The following is a 21,529-nucleotide window of genomic DNA, read 5'->3' as shown; positions in this document are numbered from 1 at the left end:
ATGACAACGCGAAGAAATTTTCTTAAAGGTGCCACTGTCTTAGGAGCGACGATGGCAGTAGCGCCAGTGGCTTTTGCCGATACAAAAGCCACTGGAATCCCGAGTTGGAAAGAAGGTTCCCCAGCAGAAGATACATTAGATACCGATCCAAGCGTTAATTTCGTGCATTCCGTATGCTTGGGCTGCCGAAGTGACTGCAGCTTAAGGGGAAAAGTCAAAGAGGGTGTTGTCGTTAAGCTTGACGGTAATCCCTATAGCCCTATGACCTTAGATAACCCAGTTCCGTATTCGACTGATCCGAAAGAGGCTCGTAAAGTCGCCGGAAAGTTGTGTCCACGCGGTCAAGCTGGCTTACAACTTCTCTATGATCCTCTGCGGGTTCAACAGCCCTTGAAAAGGGCTGGCAAACGCGGAGAAAACAAATGGCAAGCTATCAGCTGGGATCAAGTTTATAAAGAAATCATTGAAGGTGGAAATCTTTTTGGTGAAGGAAATGTTGAAGGTTTAAGGGCTGTTCGTGACTTGCAGACTCCTATCGACCCGGAAGCTCCAGAATTCGGCTCAAAAGCCAATCAATTTGTTTTCTTAGCTGGACGGATTGAAAATGCCCGAGCAGAGTTGACCAAACGCTTCATAAATAATGCATATGGAACGATTAACTGGTTCGAGCATACAACGGTATGCGAGCAAAGCCATCATATAGCTACATCGTTTACATTTGCTACTAAAGGACACATGAAGCCAGACTTTGAAAATGCAAAATTTATTATTAATTTTGGAGCAAACTGGGGAGAAGCCAATTTCCCAATGAACGGGCTAAGCCGTAAACTTGCAAATTTCCGAGTTAAGGGTGGGCAATTAGTTACTGTAGATCCTCGGTTCTCTGTTGCCGCATCTCACTCGGATGAATGGCTGCCGATTTTGCCTGGAACAGATGCAGCTTTAGCCTTGGGAATGGCCCAATGGATCATTGATAATAAACGTTACGATAAGTCTTTTCTCGAATTGCCGTCTAAAGATGCGGCGATGAAGAAAGGAGAGGCCAGTTGGTCGGATGCTACGTATCTTGTTCGTATAGATAATGGCAAATATCTGCGCGGTGATGAGGCTGGTCTAGGCGGCACAAAGGACGATTATGTCGTTCTGGTCGGTGGAACTCCTACTCTTGCCGGAAAGGCAGATGCCGCAGATCTTATAGGTGAGGCTACTGTAAATAATATTTCCTGCAAAACAGTTTTTCAGAAATATAGCGAACGCACAAAAGAGAAAACTCTGGATGAATATGCTAAGATTTGCGGTTTACCCAAAGATCAAATTATTCGAGTGGCTGATAAATTTACTTCGTATGGCAAACTTGCAGTGGCAGATTTCTACCGTGGACCTGTGCAGCATACGAATGGTTTCCAAGCGGGACGCGCGATCTGTATTCTCAACCTTCTTGTTGGCAATGTCGATCATCGTGGAGGATATCAATCTGGCGGCTCTACTTTAAGCTATATGGGAGATAAAAATGGTCGCTATCAAGTTGCGAAATTACATCCTGGAGCGGTAAAACCAACAGGAATTCGTATTTCCCGGGAGCAGACTAAGTATGAAGACACAACAGAGTTTAAGAAAAACGGTTATCCGGCGAAGAGGCCTTGGTTTCCTTTAACTAAAGACGTTTATCAAGAAGTTGTCGCTGGTGTTGTGGATGGCTATCCATACCCTTGTAAGATCCTCTGGTTACACATGGGAACCCCTGCTTATTCAATTCCTGCCGTTAAGGATAAGCTAATTGAAGCCCTGAAAGATACCAAGAAGATTCCACTGTTTATCTCATCAGATATTGTCATTGGTGATACATCAATGTTTGCGGATTATATCCTACCGGATGTTACCTACCTTGAGCAATGGTGTGCTCAAGCATCAGGACCTACCATTCTAGGGATGGTTGCTGAGGTTCGTCAACCCATGACTCACGTATTGCCTCAAGCGAAGTCAGTTGAGAATATGATGATAGATATAGCGAAAAAGATGGATTTGCCTGGGTTCGGCGATAATGGCTTTGGACCAGGAATGCCCCTAAACAAAGAAGAAGATTGGTATAATAAAATGGTTGCAAACTTTGCCAGCCAACATGGAAAAATTCCTGGGGCAACGGAACAAGAACAAATTAAGTATATCTTGGATCGGGGTGGAGTTTTCGACGCAGGTGGTGCCTACGACGGACTGATGATGAAAAATAAAGTGGCCAGTCTTTGTACTATTTATGCTGAAAAAGTAGCTACAACAAAGGATGCTATGACAGGAAAAAACTTCGATGGATTACCAATCCATTTACCCGTTATGAATGCGAAGGATCAGGAAATTAAAGACGATGGTTACTCATTTATTGCGACTACGTATAAACAAGCTTTTCAAACTCAAAGTCGTACGGTTGCTGCACCTTGGCTAATGGAAATTCTCCCTGAAAACTTTATAGAAATGAACAATGATGATGGATCAAAGCTCGGCCTTAAAGATGGAGATAAAGTCCGTGTGAGCAGTATAACGAATAAGGAAGGAGTAGTAGGTATACTCCGCTTACGACCTGGTATCCGCCCAGGAGTAGTGAGTACATCTATCGGATATGGACACTGGAATTACGGTTCGGTAGATACGGCTATTGACGGTAAGGCGGTAGCTGCAGATAAGAATCGGGGAAAAGGCGTAAATATTAACTATGCAATGCGCCTTGATGATTCAATTGGTAATGTTTGTTTAGAAGATAAAATTGGCGGCAGTTGTTCTTTCTATGATTCAAAGGTAAAAGTAGAAAAAGCTTAATTAAACCAACGTAGGAATATAAATTATTTGCAGAGAATTGATGGTGCAGGAAAACTTTCTGCACCATCACTATAGTAATTATTGAGTAAACAGTGAGGGGGGGCACTACTTTATGGAAAATCTGAATTCAATAGATTTTATGGAAGATCGAGCTGAGGATATTTCCCGTGCAGTACTTTATAATCTTTTTGCCAGCCTATTAGCTCGTAAAATAGATGAAACTTGGTTAAATCCTCATTTTCAAAAACAACTTCAGGTTGGACTTCCTGAATCCAAAGGGAAAACGGAACTCTTGGGCTCAATAATAAAGGCTTTAAATAATCCAGACGATTATAAGGAGATTCAACTTGATTATGATCAATTACTTGTTGTACCTGGACCTAATCTAACATTTCCATATGAATCTTGCTACACCCATCGGAATGTTGACGGTACGTTTGGCCGCCTTTGGCAGGAACCGGCTCAGGATATACAACGAATTCTGAATGAATGGAAAATTGAATTTGCTGAGGGATGGAATCTAATACCTGATCATATTTCGGTGGAATTATTTTTTATGGCCGAGCTTTGTTACAGAAGCGTAACGGTAGAAAAGTCCCAATATCAGGCTTTAGGGGATTGGCAACATAATTTTTTCAATAAGCATTTACAGCCTTGGGTTTTCGAATTTATTAAGTGTCTTAATGAAAAAGCAAATACTACTTTTTATCGAGGTGTAGCAATTCTGCTGCGTGAGTTTTTGATGGAAGAAAAAGAAGAATTCGTAGTGGATAATTATACTAATCTTGGTAAGCAATCTATCAAGTAATTCAAACGCTCAAGATTAAGGTGGTTCCAAAGTTGAAGGAATTGTAAGGATGGAAAGGATAAGGGGGATGAAACTAAATTTAGAAAGTTTTATATTCCGAATGGCTTTTTTCCTAATAGTTATTATTAGTACGAGCCTTAGCCTCACAGGTTGTTTGAAACAACAAGTATCGGAAAAAGTTGAGACGAATAATATAGGGACTTACCCAAATGAAGAAAAACAAAGAAGTTCTTCAACCGAATTGCCCTCTAACAATGAAAACTTTACTTCCAAGGAAGCAGAGGCTTCTGTTCTAAATCCGGAATCGATGATATCAGCGAGTCAGTTAGATGAAGGAATAAAGGCCAGAAAGAATTGGGAAATCATTGATGTTCGAGAGAAGAATGAATTTGATAAAGGCCATGTTCCAACAGCTATAAACATTCCGTTGGTGACCTTAGAACAAAATCTTAACCAATTTCCAAAGGATAAAGAGATTATTCTTGTTTGCCTGAATGGAAGCCGTGCTTTCACAGCTTGGCAAACCTTAATTAGAAAGGGTTATGAATCAAATAAAATCAAAATCCTCATAGGCGGAATGGAACAATGGAAAAACTTGGGGAGTGGTGAAGTAACTGAAAGTATCGGAGGGTGCTAAAAAGGGTATATCTCAGAATTTAAACATGTGTATCAACTGAGGAATTTTTATATATATTTTTTATTGATAGTCCAATAGAAATAACTAGCCAAAAAGTAAAACTCATGGTTGATGTGAACCAAATTTTTGTTAATCCATTACTACTCAGCCAATAAATTTCTTCTGGTGCTACGTTAATAGTTTCTGTATGTTTCTCTGGGGCTAAGCGTTTGAACCAATCTGAAATGCTTTCTCCTGGTAACATAGGCTTTCCCTCTGTTGAGCCTGTAACTTCAACAGTTTTAGTTATACGAGGCCTATTTGACTCAATGATGGACGGTTTAATTTGTTTTTCAGAATAGTTTCCATTGCCGTATTTTTGTTCCCAAACAGAGCCATTCCAACGGTCAATCTTTACTTTTGTAATGATTCCGTTATTTGTTGTACCTCCAATGTCTCCCCATCTAAAAATATTTAAAACAAGCATAATGCCAAGTAGAAAAGTAGGTAAAAGCCATTTTTTCTTCATTCCGCCTACCTCCATATACCATATCTGACAATATTATATCATTAAATTTTTGTAAGGTTGATTTTACGAACGAAAATAAGAATAGGAAAATTTTTTAAAATAATAGTTGTATATTCGAACTGTTTTGCTTTACAATAGTTTCAGGAGGTAGTCATTTATGAACGATACAGACGATTCGAAACAATTACGAGAGATGGTAAGAATGCTTGAAAGAAAATTTGGTATTGTACAGGAAAGCGAATATTCGTGCTGCGGGATAACAATGGCGCAATGCCATGCCTTAGTTGAAATAGGCAGAGTAAAAAGCATATCTTTAAATGAACTCGCAGAATTATTAAACCTTGAAAACAGTACTATGAGTAGAACGGTTAACAATCTGGTTACGGGAGATTTGGCAAAAAGAGATATTGACACACAAGATAGAAGGTATGTCACAATATCACTCACTGAAAGCGGATATAAACTTTATAAGGATATTGAAGATGGAATGAACCTATACTTTAGGAATGTCTATAATTCAATTCCTAAGAACAAAAAACAACAAGTACTTGAAAGCTTACAAATACTGCTTGAAGCCATCGATAAAAATGAGAATCTTAAAGAAAAAACGTAATTAGGAAATAGAATATGATGTCCTAAATAGGGAGGAATAAGATGTTAGTTATAGGAGTTTTACTCATTGCTGTTATTTTTGTAATAAGCTTCTTAAGTAGCGATAACACGGAAAAAGTAATGTCTGATTTTTGTAGGGTGGAATGTAAACAGAATTTACAAAGAAAATATAAATTCTGTTGTTAATGAGTAGGGGGTTACGATATGGATAGTACGATTTACTTTAAAAAAGTAGCAAATCAATGGGATATGATGCGGGAGGACTTTTTTTCGGAAGCAGTAAGGGAGAAAGCTTTTAGCATCGCAGCGGTAAAAGAAGGACAATTAGTGGCTGATATTGGGTCAGGTACAGGATTTATAACAGAAGGACTGATCCAAAAGGGATTAGATGTAATTGCTGTTGACCGATCAGATGAAATGCTCGATCAAATGAGACACAAATTCAAAGACAATGAAGGTGTTGATTATCGGCAGGGAGAAGCGGAGAATTTACCAATTGATAAAGATACAGTTGATTACGCCTTAGCAAATATGTATTTACATCATGTAGACGATCCATTAGCAGCGATTAAAGAAATGGTAAGGATACTTAAACCCGGCGGAAAGCTTGTTCTTACGGATTTGGATGAACACAACTATGAGTTTTTAAAGCTTGAGCACCATGACCGATGGATGGGTTTTAAACGTGAAGCCATTAGGCAGTGGCTGCTAGATGCGGGTTTAAAAAATATTGGAATTGACTGTGCCGGAGGAAATTGCTGTGCTACCTCAAGCTGTGGATGTACTAGTGCGAGTATAAGTATTTTCGTTGCCTATGGTGAAAAATAGAATTTAATTCGTATGGGGGATAAGGATGGAATATAAAATTGATATAATGAAACCGTCAGATTGGGAACAGGTAAAGAGCATTTATGTAGAAGGAATAAAAACAGGTTTGGCGACATTTCAGACTGAAGCACCCTCTTGGGAAAATTGGGATAATGGCCATCTTAGTTCATGTCGATTAGTTGCTCGTTCAGGAAATGATATATTAGGTTGGGCGGCCTTAAGTCCGACTTCAAGTAGAAGTTGTTATGCGGGGGTAGTAGAAGTTAGCCTTTATATAGGCGAACGATATAAAGGACAGGGCATAGGAACAACTCTTTTGACGAACATCATAAAACAATCTGAAGAAAACGGCATTTGGGCTTTATATTCCGCAATTATAAGAGAAAATATTGCAAGTATAGCTCTTAATAAGAAATGTGGTTTTAGAGAAATTGGAATAAGAGAAAGAATAGCAAAAATGGATAATGGAATATGGCATGATGTAATATTAATGGAACGAAGAAGTAAAGTGGTTGGAATAAATTGAACTGGTTCAATGTAAATAGTCGATAAGGTATCTTAAAAGAGATTATTTGCACTAGAACCTTTTGTGTATATATCAGTTACTTGCCTAAAATAAGTGGATTCTCTGAAGGGACCAGCAAACTTGAATTTTTATCTAAACTTAATATAATCAGCAGCTCGTTTTAACTGTTCATCAAGAACCTTGGCGTATATACGAGTCGTCCTTGGGTCAGCATGACCAAGAGCATCCTGTACAATAGCAAGATTATCTGTTTCACGAAGGAGAAGGGTAGCAAAGGTCGAACGTAATTTATGGGCACTAAAGCCTTCGGTATTATGCCCTTGTTTTTTTAGAATGGTCATGTACTTTTTAATGAGATCCTGAATAGCCCGTTTACTCATACGATTTCCTTGTATTGAAAGAAAAAGAGCATCTGACTTGTTTGAAAGATAACGTTGACGTTCGTTTTTAATATAATCCTGTATAGCGGTAGCGACTTCAGAGTTAAAGTAAATGTTGGTTTCTTTATTGCCTTTGCGTGTAACGAAAAAACAACCCTTATTAAAATCAATATTTTGTAAATTTAAACTATATAATTCGGTCAGGCGTAGCCCGGTTCCGATAAAGGTTATAAAAATCGCAAAATCCCTTTTTTCTGTATAAGTATGATATTTTAATTGGCCTTTACTTAAACCAGAGCCCGTTTCAAGAATGTCAACTAAATCAGCAATTTGTTCAGGTTCAAGGGCTTTAGGTGCTTTTTGACCTAAATGAATCGGGATTAGTTTTAGGGTGATATCCTTAGAAACTAAGTCCTCTCTTAATAAGTAATGATAGAAAGAACGAATTACAGCCTGTTTCCGGGCTAATGCACGAACACCATTGTTTCTATTCGTTAGTGCCCAACATAAATAGGCTTCAATATCATTATGTTGGATTTGATTTATATGATCGAGGGTCAACGAAGCAGGGGATGAGGGGAAATCCGATATGTATTGGCATAGGAAATTAAAGAAAAGTAGGAGTTCCTGGGCATAAGCTTTTTGTGTATTGGGAGATTTATTGATAACTCCTAAATGATTGATGTAGGAACGTGCAAAAGAGGGTAGAGGAAGACTCGAAATGTCAGTCATAAATTTCTCCTTTAAGCCAAGAATTTCGAACATTTAATGCAGTATCATTATATAAAATTAAAATCTTTTACTCAAGTATGTATTAAAAAGATATTTAGCGCAGAGTTGTTTCTGAGAGAGACTTATTTAATAATTATTACTTAATATCTAAAATTAAATCTAAAATTAAATTTAATTAAAGCAACAAAAATGCTCTAAGACTATGACCAATAAAATTGAATGCTAACATAACGCATTCACATAGGTCTGTAACTAATTGTTAAGAATATACTTACTATAGATTTAATAGCCTTATAGAGGCTCCTAGAGGCTAGTTCTATAATAAGATAATTACCAAACTCTAATAAACATCATCCAACATTGAATCTTATGTTGAAATGCTAACAGTAAAGATTCAATGTTGGATGAATCATACCAGGCTCATAATTCTAAAGCCTTAGAGAGGCTTCTAGATGCTGACTTTAACCGCGGTCATTATGACACAGAGGTAACTAACGACTTAGTTTATTAAATGCTTTAACAATGACAAGAGACATACATAAAGATGATTGCTAATATTTAATGATAGTTGGGCTTATAGATTTATAAATACACAACGTATAAGAAATCCGATAGTTTGATGTGGCATTGATGACCGAGGAAATCAGATTATCAGGCTAAAATATGTGTACCCCTCTCCCGTATATTATATTAAAACTTTACATAATATTCATTATAGGACCCAATAAGTTTTCAAAACTAATACTTCACTACAGACGCATAGCTGACTTTTGCATGGCGATATTGCTCAATTCCTTTTAGCTCTTCAGTATTTACTAAAATTTCATCTATCTCAATGCCTCGATAATCAGCTGTTGAATCGATACACTTGCAACAATTATCGCAGATTTTAGTTGGATCTAATTCACATCGATCACACTCTCCACATTCAGTGCATAAACGATCTTCTAAAACACAAGGTTCACCTTTTTTTTGCATTATTACACTCCATTTCTATGGTTGTATAAAACCTGGGCTTTGAACTAATGATTCGGAATTTTTACTTATACTTTGAAGAGCCGCACGTGTGCGTAATGCGGCAATGCCCTGATCTAAAAGACCTTTTGTTTCCTTATACCGATTTCTGCTTCCGAGTAATACAAGAATTAAGTCTCCATCTGACCTTGATACATATGTAACAAGGCATTGACCTGCCTCAGTTGTTGTTCCGGTTTTTAGGCCTTGAACACCAGGATAGATTCCTAAAAATTCATTGGTGTTATATACTTTAATGCTTCTTTTAAGTCCGTTGGAGGTTGTCCACTCTACCTTCCCCTCTTTTTGCCGTACATAATCCATTAACGTCTTATTTTGGGTAAACTTGATGGCTATTTTCGCTAGATCTTGGGCTGTTGTATATTGATCGGATGCAGGTAATCCATTTGGCGTTTGAAAGTGAGAATCTTTGCAGCCTAATTCAATAGCATAATTATTCATTGACTCAATAAATGCAGGAAGTGATTCCTTAGCTTTAACGGCTAAGGCAATAGCTGCATCATTTGCGCTTTCTAAGTAAATTGCAGTTAACAAGTCTTTAACCTTTATGGTATCTCCTGGTTTTAAACCAAGTGTCGTATCTTGAATTAAGACTTCATTACCGACTGTAACTGTGTCGTCTTCATTTAAGGTTTGCATAGCGACTAAGCCGGTTAATAGTTTTACAGTACTTGCCGGCGGGCGATGAACTGTATCATTTTGACTAAGCAGGATATTTTGATTTTTAACATCGATCAGATAATAACTAGGAGTATCTAAGCTTTCCGTTAAACTTAAATTACCAGGCATTGACTTTGGTATTTGGGTTTGGGCAGCAAATGCTGCTGAAGATGCAGAGGTATCTGAGATTATATTTATACTAAAGATAAAAACCAAAACTAAGCATAATATTATTAGACTATAACGTTTCATAGGTGCCCTTTCATTTCTTTTCATTTATTTTGTTTTGTTTTGTATATTTTTTAATAATGACTGTATAATGACTGTTTAGTAATTTACGAGTTTATTTAACATTTATATGATAAATAATTTTATCGATTTCATCAAGGTTTCTATGTTGAGTAATACATTTATACGCTTTCTATTGATAGTTTTGCCAAACTTTAAGAAATGGATAAGGGTTAATCCATTTCCCATTGGGTAATTCAATACCAAAATGCAAATGATCAGGTGTGGTTAGCGCATCTCCTGTATGTCCCATCGTTCCTATCTTAACTCCTTTTGCAATTGTTTGTCCTACTTTTAAAGAGGGTTCTATTGTTTGGAGATGTGCGTAGTAATAATAATTTTCGTCATCTCCGCGAATACCCACTCGCTCTCCGCCAAGCCGATTCCACCCTAATTTTTCAATTTTACCGGAACAAACATTATAAAGAGGCGTTTCTTCTTTCGCAAAAAGATCAGTTCCCTCATGCCGGCGCTTGCCTCCCTCCCTATCTGCTCCCCAGCTATCTTGATACCATGGCATTCCGTTGACAGGGAAAGAGTAACGTTTCGGTTCAAATAGAGGATAATTAAGCAAGAACGTTCTTCTTAATTTGGCTTTTTTGATTAGTTCCGGAGAAAGTAACATTTCTTGGGTATTCCAAGTGATTTGATTGAAGGATATTCCCTGTTTAATTTGTTTAACAAATAATGAAGATTGTTGGGCCGAAAGAGTAGATTTAATGGCTAAAAGATCAGCCCAGGCTGTTTTAGAAACCCCTTCCCCTTCCTTTTGGCAATCAAGAATTAGTTCTGGAGAAAGTGAAGTAAGATAGGGAAAAACATCAGGGGGCACATCCTTCGTTTTATGTAGGAGGTGCCAGGTTATCCCTCCAATTCCTATGATCAATAATACCTGTAGAATGAGAATAATTAACCGGTTAAACGGAACCGTTGTCTTTTTCATATCATCCCACCTTTTGCTCGTTACTACATGATATGGGTATGAAATTTTCATAGAAGAGAGAACAAACTGCTTTATTTATAAAATCATGAACTCCTATTTACGGTTAAATACGAACATTTGTTTGCAGAATCAATGATCTAATGATAGAATGTTTGTAAAGTATTTTTATACGAGGGGGTAATGCTGTGTATCTGGATCTATCTCAACGACAAAATGAGATACTATCTTTCATTAAACAAGAAATACGGCGGAAAGGGTATCCGCCTTCAGTACGTGAAATTGGCGATGCAGTCGGATTGATGTCCAGTTCTACTGTTCATGGGCATCTTCAGACTTTAGAGGATAAAGGTTATATTCGTCGTGATGCTACAAAACCTAGAGCGATTGAGGTTTTAGAAAGCTCCAGCGATCTTCCTGAAAAAAAAGTTGTTCAAGTACCCATTGTTGGTCGTGTTACTGCAGGACTTCCTATTTTAGCTCAAGAAAATATCGAGGATACCTTTCCTTTACCTGCAGAAATGGTAAATTCTGATAATGTATTCTTTTTAAAAGTTCGTGGGGAAAGTATGATTAATGCTGGTATTCTCAATGGCGATTTTATTTTGGTAAGACAACAAAATACAGCAATTAACGGCGATATTGTTGTAGCGTTGATTGGTGAGGAAGCAACTGTTAAACGGTTTTTTAAAGAAAAGACATTAATTCGCTTACAACCTGAGAATCCGATGATGGAACCCATCTATTCACAAGATGTTATGGTTCTTGGAAAAGTGACCGGGGTATTTCGTTTTCTTCACTAAGCTATAATATTTAGAAAAAGATTAAATTCACCATTCCCCAAAAAACATTTAATGAAAAAGGAAGTAAGCTTGATTTAACAAGATACTTCCTTTTGTTTTCCTAAAATGCAAGTGTCTCCTACCTAGAACTACCTTGAAATTCTGCGATTGCGAAGATCCTTATAACGTTCAAGGCCTAACGTTATTAGACGATCAACAAGTTCAGTATAAGGAATTCCCGTTGCATCCCATAATTTTGGATACATCGAAATTTGAGTAAACCCTGGCATTGTGTTGATTTCATTGACATATATTTTTTGATCTGTAGTTACGAAAAAGTCGACCCGACTTAGGCCAGAGGCTTCCACTGCTTGAAAAGCCTTAACTGCCATGGTTTGCAATTCCTTTATTGTTTTTTCCTCCAGAGGTGCGGGTATAAGCAAGCGTGAGCCAGTATCCAAATATTTCGCTTCATAATCGTAAAAATCATGTGCGGGAAGGATTTCTCCAGGAACTGATGCTTCTGGAGATTCATTGCCTAAGACGGCTACTTCAATTTCTCGGCCGACAATATTTTCTTCTATAACGAGCTTACGGTCATAGCACGATGCCAATTCAATTGAAGCCTTAAGCTCTTCACGATTGCTTGCTTTAGAAATTCCGACGCTGGATCCTAAATTTGCGGGTTTTATGAAACAAGGATATCCTAATTCAGTTTCAATTCTATAGAGAATAGGTTCGGCATCTGTTTTATATTGTGAACGTAAAACAGTTATGGACTTTGCCATAGGTAGACCGGCAGTAGAAAATACAGCTTTCATTCGATCTTTATCCATTCCTAATGAGCCTCCAAGGACGCCGGAACCTACATAAGGAGCATTTGCCATTTCAAATAATCCTTGAATGGTACCATCTTCTCCAAACGGGCCATGAAGAATAGGGAAAATTAAATCGAATTTTCCTTGGTTAGGGAGATCAGTTTTACTTAGTGAGATAAATCGCGGAGCTGAAGGATCATGGACTAGAGTGACTTGCATTGCATTGGAGTCAACGATAGAGCCGGATTCTTCCCATTTCCGAGGATCTATACCCCAATACCATTTTCCTTCTTTCGATATGCCTATTGTTTGGACATTAAACCGGGATTGATCAATTGCCTTTAAGACAGATTGCGCTGAGACCAAAGAAACTTCATGTTCTCCGGACTGTCCCCCAAAAATGACAATAATGGTGTGCGACATGCTCATCTTATGTACACCCTCTTTTACTTAAATATCTATTTTTTATTATATGCATGAAAAGGTACAGCGTCTCTAATTAGTGGGCCAAAGTCCCTATGTGATTAAGCGGCCAATAGCGGAACAAGGTTCGGCCGGTTACATTTTCAATGGGCAAGAATCCCCATTCTCTTGAATCAGCACTATTATTTCGATTATCACCCATCACAAATAACTTGCCTTCAGGAACAACTATTGGACCGAAATCCTGTTTTGAAGGCTCAGCGATATAAGTCTCAGTTAGAGGCTGTCCATTAACATAGGTCTTATGATTTTTGATTTCGACAGTATCCCCAGGCATGGCAATAAGACGTTTAATAAAATCATCCGTAGAATGAGCACTAGCAGGTGGATGAAAAACAATGATATCTCCCGGGCGGAGCTGATCAAAGTACTTAAAGAAGAATTTATCAACAATAACTCGATCTTGAAGCTGAATAGTGGGTAACATGGAACCTGAAGGAATAACGCGTGCATCTAAGACAAAGGTTCGAATCAGCCAGGATAAAGCGAAGGCAATAATGACAATTTCAGCGAGTTCTATAAAGAATCGGGCAGTACTCTTTTGGGAATATTCGTCTTTTTCTTGATCAAGACTCATTTGAGACACCTCACTTTAATAAATCTTTTTCGAAAAGGCTTAAAGCGGCTAAAATATTGCCAAACTTTACGTAATAATAAGAAAAACCGCCTTGTTGATAAACAATAAAAGGCTCCCTTAAAGGACCATCTGCTGAAAATTCGCTGGTTGCTCCTTGAATAAAGGTTCCTCCGGCCATAATGACTTCATCTTCATATCCAGGCATTCCTGCAGGGATAGGTAAAATAAAGCTGTCTACTGGAGATCCCTTTTGCAGCCCTTGGCAGAAGGCTATCATTCGCTCTCGTGAACCCAGTTTTACGGCCTGAATAAGATCTGTTCTTTGTTCCTCGACTTCTGGACTCACTTCGAATCCGAGAGCTTGCCAAAACGCAGCCGAAAAAACTGCACCACGAACTGCTTCGCTCACGGTTATCGGGCTAAAGAAAAGTCCTTGGAAAAAGAGCCGCTGCCATTCTAATGTCGCCCCTACTTCACCGCCTATACCTGGAGCAGTAAGACGTTGTGCAGCTAAATCGACGTATTCTTTTTTCCCAGCAATATACCCTCCGGTAGGAGCAAGTGTACCGCCTAAATTTTTGATAAGGGAACCCGCCATCAGATCGACACCTATATCTCCAGGCTCGAGTTTCTCCACTAATTCTCCATAACAATTATCGACAAAGATAATAACCTGAGGATAGTGTGCCCTTACAAATTGGACTAATTCAGATATTTTATCAATACCCAGTGATTTGCGCCAAGCATATCCGCGAGAACGCTGGACGATGATCATTTTTGTATTAGGTTGAATTGCTTTTTCGAGTAAAGCATATTGGATTTCTCCATCTGGACTTAACGGGATGGAATCAAAACTTACGCCAAATTCTTTTAAGCTGCCCTGTCCTGTTTCTCGAATTCCAATAACTTCTTCAAGGGTATCATATGGACTGCCGTTAACTGAAAGAAAATGATCTCCTGGGCGCAGCACACCATATAACGCGGTTGCAATAGCATGTGTACCTGAAACGAATTGACCGCGGACTAAAGCTGCCTCAGCACCTAGAATACGGGCCATTACACGGTCTAATACTTCGCGGCCGGTATCACCCAGTCCATATCCGGTCGTCCCAGTAAGATGATATCCTGTCACCTTTTCAGCCTGAAATGCGTACAGAACTTTACTGTGATTATATTCAGTGATTTCACTAAGATCGGATAAACGTGACTGAACGACTGCCTCGGCATGTTCAACCGCCTCAGAAATTAAGCGGGGCAGTTCTTCCCAAAGTAGCAATGATTAAACCTCCTTTAGCTATTTTACGGCAAAAGCTCCTCAATCATATTCCAGACAGGAGACAGTGATTTTTCCTGAAGCAAAGAAAGGGGTATAGGATGCGCAAGCTGTTGTGCTAAACGATTAAGGTCAGTGCTTTGCTTAACTTTATCAATCTTGTTTAGAATTGTAATGGTGGGTTTGTCTGCGCAATTTAATTCTTTTAAAATTGCATGAACTGTATCTGCATGTTCCAAAGCTTGATGATGACTCGCATCCAAGATGTGAAGCAACAAATCAGCATTTTGCACTTCTTCCAATGTTGCCAAAAAGGCATTTAACAGCTGATGCGGGAGCTTTTGAATGAAACCGACGGTATCACTCATTAATATTTGACGATCAGGTCTAATGTTTAATGAGCGCACGGTAGGATCAAGAGTAGCGAAAAGCTTATTTTCTCCGGAGAGATTCTCTCCCTTTGCACGCGTTTGTTCCATTGCCTTTTGCAAAAAAGTCGTCTTTCCGGCATTAGTATACCCGACAAGGGCGATTAAGGGAAGCCCGCTGCGTATACGCTGCAATCGCTGAGTCATTCGATGTTTGCGTATTTCCTGCAATTGCTGCTCAAGAAAATGAATTCGCTGGCGAACTCTTCGTTTGTCCATTTCCAGCTTGGATTCACCAGGACCTCTTGTTCCAACACCGCCTCCCAAGCGAGAGAGAGCTTGTCCCTGTCCGGAAAGGCGCGGCAGCAAATATTGGAGCTGAGCCAATTCTACTTGTAGTTTTCCTTCTTTGGATTTGGCACGCTGCGCAAAGATATCAAGAATCAGACCGGTTCGATCAAGAACCTTGATTCCGGTACTCTCTTCAAGATTGCGAAGTTGCGCAGGAGTTAATTCGTCATCACAAATAAGAACATTAGCATGAGTATTTTGAAGGTGTTGGTTAAGTTCCTCTAGTTTGCCTTTTCCTAAATAACTTGAAGTACTGCCGAAGCGCTTGGACTGAAAAATTTGACCTGCGACTTTAACCCCTGCAGTTCGGGCAAGTTCCGCTAACTCAGCTAGTAATTCTTCGGCCAATTCTTCTTTTTCAACAGATACAAGGAAAGCCCGTTCTTCTTCAGGGAGCGAACGGGTTATAATGGCTGAACGGATAGAACTCTGAGTTAAGAGCTCAGCGTAATTAAGATTTTTCAATTCTTTTGGTGAGAACTCTATCGTATTTATCGTTCCGGCATCTGTCAATAAAGCCAGCTCAGCACCTGTGATTTCTCCGTTAAGAACTCCAATGCTGGTCATGCTTTCCAGGGATAATGATTCAAGAGCGCTTAAATCAACGGAGCTTAATCTATAATTACCCCCCGGATGAGTATGAATGCAGCGTAGGCGATTAGATTCTCGTGATCGCACTGGAGGAAGTTTAACCGAGGCATGTTGTCCTATAGCAATGCCGCTTATACGCCCGGAGCGATTAATATGCAAGGCGATTTCCTTATTCCATTTTGAAGTTAAGCTACAGATCCCCTCAAGTAAAACCTCATTTATGAGCTCAGGATGCTCTGTTCGGATTAAAGAGAGAGAGTTAAGCTCTTCACGCTGAGTTAAACGTATTCCGGACAAATCACCAAAAATGTCCATACTTCCTCCGATTAGGATTATACTTATTATCTTAAAGGATCATAACACAATTTTAGTTCGATATGAAGAATCCTGTGGTTTTATTTCATCAAGCGTAAGATCTACAGGCAAAATCTGAATGAGTTCTTCGCGAGTTGAACTTGGCTTTTTAAATAGGCGTACAGCCTGTTTGCGAATTGCTTTCTCAGCCATATTACGAACTAAACGTGCATTTCCCGCATAAGGATGGGAATTTAAAAGCCCTTGGAGCATAAAGCGAAAGGCTTCACGTGTTTCTGCCGTAAATTCGTATTGGCGATCCTTCAGCATCAATTCTCCAATGTCCAGAAGTTCATCGAGTGTGTAATCCGGAAAATCAATATTTATCGGAAAGCGGGAACGGAGTCCGGGATTTGTTTGCATGAACCAGTCCATCTCATGACGATACCCGGCTAAAATCAAAATAAATTCATTCTTATGATCTTCCATTGCTTTAACTAAAGCGTCAATCGCTTCTTTCCCAAAGTCCTTTTCCCCGCCTCGTGCAAGAGAATAGGCTTCATCTACGAATAAAACGCCGCCTAAGGCTTTTTTTACTTGGTCACGAGTTTTTTGCGCAGTATGCCCTATGTATTCTCCGACGAGATCAGCACGTTCGCATTCCACGAGATGACCTTTTTGTAAGACTTCCATTTCTTTGAATAAACGGCTGATCAGGCGAGCAACCGTAGTTTTGCCTGTTCCAGGATTACCGCGAAAAATCATATGGAGAACAAGGGACTCGGCATTAAGCTTTTCCCGTGTTCTCCTTCTTTGAATTTCAACATAGGCTTGTAATTCCCCAATCAATTCTTTGACGGTTGATAAACCGACTAATGAATTAAGCTCGGCAAGGATTTCAGGCACCTTGTCTCTCTCGGGAGGATTGGGAGCAGTTTTGCGGCCTCTAGGGGGTAAAACTGCGGATTCATTTTCCATTATATCCTTAGGCTTAGGAGATTCGACTACCGGAGGCAAATGGTTCTCCGGTTGAAACGTAACACGTATCGGCATATGCAGTTAGCACCTCCCCATCCTTATTAAATATACGCAACAAGGATGAAAAGGAGTATTTAAAAATAAAGTTAATTCTTAGTTGTTGTCTAGTGAAGCCTTGTTCTTAGCATAGCGAACTCTTGATGCATGATCCAGGTATCTTTTACGGAGCCGAATGCTTTTCGGGGTGATTTCTACAAGCTCATCATCGTCAATATATTCAAGAGCCTGTTCAAGACTGAATATACGGGCGCTTTCCAGGCGCAGTGCTTCTTCAGAGTTGCTTGAGCGCATATTTGTAACGTGTTTTTTCTTAGCAACATTGACTTCGATATCTTGTTCACGGCTATTTTCCCCAACAATCATTCCCTCGTAGATGCGAGTACCGGGTTCGATGAAAGTTACTCCGCGCTCTTGAGCAACATTAAGTCCATATCCAGTAGCCTCACCGTCTTCAAAGGCAATAAGAACTCCGCGGGTTCGACCTGGAATATCTCCTTTATAGGGCTCGTAACTATGAAAAACATGGCTCATTATCCCCTCGCCGCGTGTTTCAGTCAGGAAGTCTCCTCTAAAACCGATAAGCCCACGTGCCGGAACTTTAAATTCAAGTCGAATTTGTGTCGGTGAAATATTCGTCATGTTGACCATTTCGGCTTTGCGTTGACCTAAAAGTTCCATGACAGAACCCATTGCATTCTCTGATATGTCACATGTCAAGTATTCAATAGGTTCACATTTAACACCATCGATTGTTTTAATAATAACTTCTGGCTTTGAAACTTGAAGTTCGTAACCTTCACGACGCATATTCTCAATTAATATAGAAAGGTGAAGCTCGCCTCTTCCCGATACTCGGAAAACATCTGCAGAATCTGTTTCCTCAACGCTTAAGCTAACATTTGTTTCAATCTCTTTAAATAACCGTTCGCGAAGTTTACGAGAAGTCACGTATTCTCCTTCACGCCCGGCAAATGGGCTGGTGTTAACCATAAAGTTCATTGTAAGCGTAGGCTCGTCCACTTCAATTATATCAAGCGCCTCCGGTTCAGTAGCACTGGCAACTGTTTCACCAATGTTAGCCGAAGCAAGTCCTGTTAAAGCAACAATTTCTCCGGCTTGAGCTTCAAGCATATCAACACGTTTAAGTCCTTCATAAACATAAACTTTGCCGATTTTATTTCTTTCAAAGGTTCCGTCACGTTTAATTAATGTAACCGCTTCACCTTGATGAATAGTCCCGCGAACAAGCCTGCCAACGACGATCTTTCCGACGTAATCATCACTGTCCAATGTTGTCACTAAAAGTTGCAAAGGGGCTTCAACATCAACTTCAGGAGCTGGAATGTGCTCTAAAATAAGAGAGAACAGCGGTTCTAGGTTATCCGCTAATTGGTCCGGTTCTAAACCAGCAATACCTTGGCGTGCGGAAGCGTAAACAACAGGAAAATCAAGTTGGTCATCATCAGCGCCTAACTCAATAAAGAGTTCTAAGACCTCGTCCACAACTTCAGCCGGTCGAGCATCCGGGCGGTCGATCTTATTGATTACAACGATAGGAACTAGTTTTAGTTCTAAAGCTTTTCGTAAAACGAAACGCGTTTGCGGCATTGGACCTTCAAAGGAATCAACGATCAGCAAAACTCCATCAACCATTTTAAGGACCCGCTCTACCTCGCCACCAAAATCAGCATGGCCCGGAGTATCCACAATATTGATTTTAGTATCATGCCAATGAACAGAAGTGTTTTTGGACAGAATTGTAATTCCTCTTTCTCTCTCGAGATCATTAGAATCCATAACACGCTCCATCACTTGCTGATTGGCGCGAAAAGTACCACTTTGTTTGAGCATTGCATCAACCAAGGTCGTTTTGCCATGGTCAACGTGAGCAATAATAGCTATATTGCGCAAATTAATAGTTTCAATCACTAATAAAACCCCTTTTAACATTTTTAAACACTAAATTTAATCTTACCATGTTATGATTACTACTACAATTCTTTTAAATTAATTTTACGTAAATTTTAATAGACAACTTTTATATACTTCTATATTTTTAAATGAAAAAAGCCTGGAACCCCAGGCTTAGATGCATAAACAATTTTATTGGAAAACGATCATTGAGAATCTTCAGCAGCAGCATTAGCTAAAGCAGCCAAGTTAATCGGTCGAAGAGGCATTACCGTTGAAATTGCATGCTTATAAACCATTTGTTGTTTTCCTTCAAAGTCTAAAACAACGGTAAAATTATCAAAGCCGCGGACTAGCCCTTTCAGTTGAAATCCATTAACCAAATAAACGGTTACTGGCATATTTTCTTTACGTACTTGATTTAAAAAAGTATCTTGTAGATTGATGGGCGATTTATTCATGTATTTCCCTCCACCACCAGCAGTTTCTATTCTATCAACTTATTTTACACGACTTTCAAGCCATCTGCAAGTCGTCGTAAGTTCTTCTTCAATCTTCGTTAAACTTTCATTATACGTATCATACCATTTTATTCTTGGGTCTCGTCGGAACCAGGTTAATTGACGTTTAGCAAAATGTCGGGTATCACGCTGAAAGATACGAAGCATTTCACTGGAAGTTGCTTTACCGGTAAGAAACCAAATTGCATGCCGGTAACCAATACTCTGAAGAGGTTTAAGGTTAGGTGAATATCCTTCTCTTAAAAGATCAAGCGCTTCTGCGAGGAGACCTTGATTTAACATATCTAGACACCGTTGATTGATTCGTTCATAGATGATCTCTCGAGGGGCAGTAAGACCGATATATGTAATCGAAGGATCTAAAGGTGGGTATTGATAGTCAAGGTTTCCTCTTTGTTCTGAAAACGGTTTCCCTGTGAGGTCATATACTTCTAAAGCTCGAATTATTCGATGGGTATCATTGAGGTGGAGACGTTCAGCACTAGCTGGATCACGATCTCTAAGGGCTTGGTGAAGCTTCTCCTTGCCCTGCTCTATTAATACCTGAGTCCAAAACTTGCGAATTTCTTCCGAGCTGTTTTCACTAAAATCAAAAGGATCAATTAAAGATCGGATGTAAAGACCGGTACCGCCAACAACAATTGGGACCTTTCCGCGGTTTCGTATTTCTTCAATATGCGCAAAAGCTTGAGCTTGAAATTGGGCAACAGTAAATGGTTCAGCAGGGTCTAGAAGGTCTAACAGGTAATGCGGTATATTTTGTTGTTCTTTTGGTGACGGTTTCGCAGATCCGATATTCAATTTTTTATAGACCTGGATTGAATCACCGGAGATAATTTCACCGTCTAGGGATTTTGCAAGAGTGATAGACAATGCTGATTTTCCAACAGCAGTTGGTCCGACAATGATAATTAGAGGTTTCAAAGTGATCCCTCCTTGGTTGAGCTGCATTCGATAATACCATAGTCCACCTGACTATAGCGGCCTCCATCGAAAATCTGGAAACCGAGGCGAGAAAATTCTTGACTACCCTTTCGCTCTTTAAGAACAACACGTAATTTAGCAACGCGAATAGCTTCTTTTACTGCTTCTTTACTTAGCGGTCTACGATCAGACCAGGCATGTAAAGGAAGAATACCTGAAGATTGTTCTCGCGTACGTCGGAACATTGGGTCAAAGTAAACAATATCAACTGACGAATCTGGAAGAGCAGCTAGTCCTTTTGTATGATCCTCCCATTTAACATTTATTCTCTGGGAGGCTTCAATTAATTCCAACCAAGCTTGGTATTTAACAGGGTTATTAATAGAAGATAGCTGCTTATCTTTTAAAGCGTAGAGACCTTCTTTTATCAAAGCAGCGATAAGGGGGGAATTCTCAAAAGCGATAACCTTCCCTTTCTCCCCCACTTTCCAGGCAGCAACTAAGGCATCTGTGCCTAGTCCTAAGGTTGCATCAAGAAAGGTATGACCAGGTATAATTCCTGTTGCATTAAGAAAACGATCTTGTTCTCCACGAAGACCTTGTAAAACACGGATTAAAGCCATATTCGGATGAAAGCTTAAACGTAGTTCTCCATCATCAAGGAAAATTCCTTTACGGGTAATGTGCAATAGAGGCCTTATATCAGGAGAGTCAGTTTGAAAAGCACAACCTGGTTGTGCCATAAACCAGTTAAGTTTTGCCGCAAGTTTTGGGTCGGTCGGATGAGTTAGGTGAACAGATACAGGAATCGTGTTCAAAAAGAATGCACTCCAATT

The 21,529-nt window shown here is 39.4% G+C and carries 21 protein-coding genes; 7 read left to right on the top strand and 14 right to left on the bottom strand.

Going from position 1 to position 21,529, the window contains the following annotated elements:
* The 3 genes from ACHOLT_RS14145 to ACHOLT_RS14135 all read left to right on the top strand — a co-directional run bounded on the left by ACHOLT_RS14145 (position 1) and on the right by ACHOLT_RS14135 (position 4,253).
* The gene (locus ACHOLT_RS14145; protein WP_425801843.1) at positions 1 to 2,808 is read left to right on the top strand and encodes a molybdopterin-dependent oxidoreductase; all 2,808 of its coding nucleotides are present in this window, start codon (positions 1 to 3) and stop codon (positions 2,806 to 2,808) included.
* 112 nt (positions 2,809 to 2,920) lie between these two features.
* On the top strand, positions 2,921 to 3,616 hold the full coding sequence (locus ACHOLT_RS14140; RefSeq protein ID WP_425801841.1) for a TorD/DmsD family molecular chaperone: 696 nt from the start codon (positions 2,921 to 2,923) through the stop codon (positions 3,614 to 3,616).
* 154 nt (positions 3,617 to 3,770) lie between these two features.
* Positions 3,771 to 4,253, top strand: coding sequence for a rhodanese-like domain-containing protein (locus ACHOLT_RS14135; protein WP_425801839.1), 483 nt, complete (start codon positions 3,771 to 3,773; stop codon positions 4,251 to 4,253).
* 19 nt (positions 4,254 to 4,272) lie between these two features.
* On the opposite strand, the gene ACHOLT_RS14130 is transcribed toward ACHOLT_RS14135, so the two are convergent.
* A complete protein-coding gene (locus tag ACHOLT_RS14130; RefSeq protein WP_425801837.1) occupies positions 4,273 to 4,761 on the bottom strand; it encodes a hypothetical protein in 489 nt (162 codons plus the stop codon).
* Between the two features lie 157 nt (positions 4,762 to 4,918).
* Here ACHOLT_RS14130 and ACHOLT_RS14125 point away from each other — a divergent pair, with 157 nt between their 5' ends.
* The 3 genes from ACHOLT_RS14125 to ACHOLT_RS14115 all read left to right on the top strand — a co-directional run bounded on the left by ACHOLT_RS14125 (position 4,919) and on the right by ACHOLT_RS14115 (position 6,727).
* Positions 4,919 to 5,374 (top strand): MarR family winged helix-turn-helix transcriptional regulator, encoded by a 456-nt coding sequence (locus tag ACHOLT_RS14125; protein ID WP_425801835.1) that lies wholly within the window; start codon positions 4,919 to 4,921, stop codon positions 5,372 to 5,374.
* 203 nt (positions 5,375 to 5,577) lie between these two features.
* The gene (locus ACHOLT_RS14120; protein WP_425801833.1) at positions 5,578 to 6,201 is read left to right on the top strand and encodes a class I SAM-dependent methyltransferase; all 624 of its coding nucleotides are present in this window, start codon (positions 5,578 to 5,580) and stop codon (positions 6,199 to 6,201) included.
* A 25-nt stretch (positions 6,202 to 6,226) separates the two neighbouring features.
* Positions 6,227 to 6,727 (top strand): GNAT family N-acetyltransferase, encoded by a 501-nt coding sequence (locus ACHOLT_RS14115; protein ID WP_425801831.1) that lies wholly within the window; start codon positions 6,227 to 6,229, stop codon positions 6,725 to 6,727.
* Between the two features lie 128 nt (positions 6,728 to 6,855).
* On the opposite strand, the gene ACHOLT_RS14110 is transcribed toward ACHOLT_RS14115, so the two are convergent.
* From ACHOLT_RS14110 to ACHOLT_RS14095, 4 genes are all read right to left on the bottom strand, one after another.
* Positions 6,856 to 7,839, bottom strand: coding sequence for a tyrosine-type recombinase/integrase (locus tag ACHOLT_RS14110; RefSeq protein ID WP_425801829.1), 984 nt, complete (start codon positions 7,837 to 7,839; stop codon positions 6,856 to 6,858).
* 738 nt (positions 7,840 to 8,577) lie between these two features.
* A complete protein-coding gene (locus ACHOLT_RS14105; protein WP_425801827.1) occupies positions 8,578 to 8,817 on the bottom strand; it encodes a hypothetical protein in 240 nt (79 codons plus the stop codon).
* A 15-nt stretch (positions 8,818 to 8,832) separates the two neighbouring features.
* Positions 8,833 to 9,663 (bottom strand): D-alanyl-D-alanine carboxypeptidase family protein, encoded by an 831-nt coding sequence (locus tag ACHOLT_RS14100; protein WP_425801825.1) that lies wholly within the window; start codon positions 9,661 to 9,663, stop codon positions 8,833 to 8,835.
* A 292-nt stretch (positions 9,664 to 9,955) separates the two neighbouring features.
* Entirely contained in the window at positions 9,956 to 10,765 is an 810-nt protein-coding gene (locus ACHOLT_RS14095; RefSeq protein WP_425801823.1) for a M23 family metallopeptidase, read from the bottom strand.
* Between the two features lie 185 nt (positions 10,766 to 10,950).
* On the opposite strand from ACHOLT_RS14095, the gene lexA reads away from it, so the two are divergent.
* Complete coding sequence (lexA, locus tag ACHOLT_RS14090) at positions 10,951 to 11,565, top strand: transcriptional repressor LexA (protein WP_425801821.1); 615 nt, start codon at positions 10,951 to 10,953, stop codon at positions 11,563 to 11,565.
* A 128-nt stretch (positions 11,566 to 11,693) separates the two neighbouring features.
* Here lexA and ACHOLT_RS14085 read toward each other — a convergent pair whose 3' ends face one another.
* From ACHOLT_RS14085 to ACHOLT_RS14045, 9 genes are all read right to left on the bottom strand, one after another.
* Positions 11,694 to 12,791 carry a D-alanine--D-alanine ligase gene (locus ACHOLT_RS14085; RefSeq protein WP_425801819.1) on the bottom strand — a complete coding sequence of 366 codons (1,098 nt, stop codon included), beginning with the start codon at positions 12,789 to 12,791 and terminating at the stop codon, positions 11,694 to 11,696.
* 70 nt (positions 12,792 to 12,861) lie between these two features.
* Positions 12,862 to 13,422 (bottom strand): signal peptidase I, encoded by a 561-nt coding sequence (lepB, locus tag ACHOLT_RS14080; protein ID WP_425801817.1) that lies wholly within the window; start codon positions 13,420 to 13,422, stop codon positions 12,862 to 12,864.
* 10 nt (positions 13,423 to 13,432) lie between these two features.
* Complete coding sequence (locus ACHOLT_RS14075; RefSeq protein ID WP_425801815.1) at positions 13,433 to 14,698, bottom strand: aminotransferase class I/II-fold pyridoxal phosphate-dependent enzyme; 1,266 nt, start codon at positions 14,696 to 14,698, stop codon at positions 13,433 to 13,435.
* Positions 14,699 to 14,721: 23 nt separating this feature from the next.
* The gene (gene hflX, locus ACHOLT_RS14070; protein WP_425801813.1) at positions 14,722 to 16,320 is read right to left on the bottom strand and encodes a GTPase HflX; all 1,599 of its coding nucleotides are present in this window, start codon (positions 16,318 to 16,320) and stop codon (positions 14,722 to 14,724) included.
* Between the two features lie 39 nt (positions 16,321 to 16,359).
* Positions 16,360 to 17,352, bottom strand: coding sequence for an AAA family ATPase (locus ACHOLT_RS14065; protein ID WP_425801811.1), 993 nt, complete (start codon positions 17,350 to 17,352; stop codon positions 16,360 to 16,362).
* A 78-nt stretch (positions 17,353 to 17,430) separates the two neighbouring features.
* A complete protein-coding gene (gene typA, locus ACHOLT_RS14060) occupies positions 17,431 to 19,287 on the bottom strand; it encodes a translational GTPase TypA (protein ID WP_425801809.1) in 1,857 nt (618 codons plus the stop codon).
* Between the two features lie 167 nt (positions 19,288 to 19,454).
* Positions 19,455 to 19,709, bottom strand: a complete 255-nt coding sequence (gene hfq / locus ACHOLT_RS14055; protein ID WP_425801806.1) for an RNA chaperone Hfq — start codon at positions 19,707 to 19,709, stop codon at positions 19,455 to 19,457.
* A 39-nt stretch (positions 19,710 to 19,748) separates the two neighbouring features.
* Positions 19,749 to 20,693, bottom strand: coding sequence for a tRNA (adenosine(37)-N6)-dimethylallyltransferase MiaA (gene miaA, locus ACHOLT_RS14050; RefSeq protein ID WP_425801804.1), 945 nt, complete (start codon positions 20,691 to 20,693; stop codon positions 19,749 to 19,751).
* The gene (locus ACHOLT_RS14045) at positions 20,690 to 21,511 is read right to left on the bottom strand and encodes a class I SAM-dependent methyltransferase (protein ID WP_425801802.1); all 822 of its coding nucleotides are present in this window, start codon (positions 21,509 to 21,511) and stop codon (positions 20,690 to 20,692) included. The genes miaA and ACHOLT_RS14045 overlap by 4 nt, the downstream gene beginning before the upstream one ends.
* Positions 21,512 to 21,529: the final 18 nt, after the last annotated feature.

This window comes from Desulfitobacterium nosdiversum (assembly GCF_049860565.1).
In the GTDB taxonomy this organism is placed as follows: Bacteria; Bacillota; Desulfitobacteriia; order Desulfitobacteriales; family Desulfitobacteriaceae; genus Desulfitobacterium_A; species Desulfitobacterium_A nosdiversum.
This window is presented reverse-complemented; position numbering and strand designations above follow the sequence as displayed.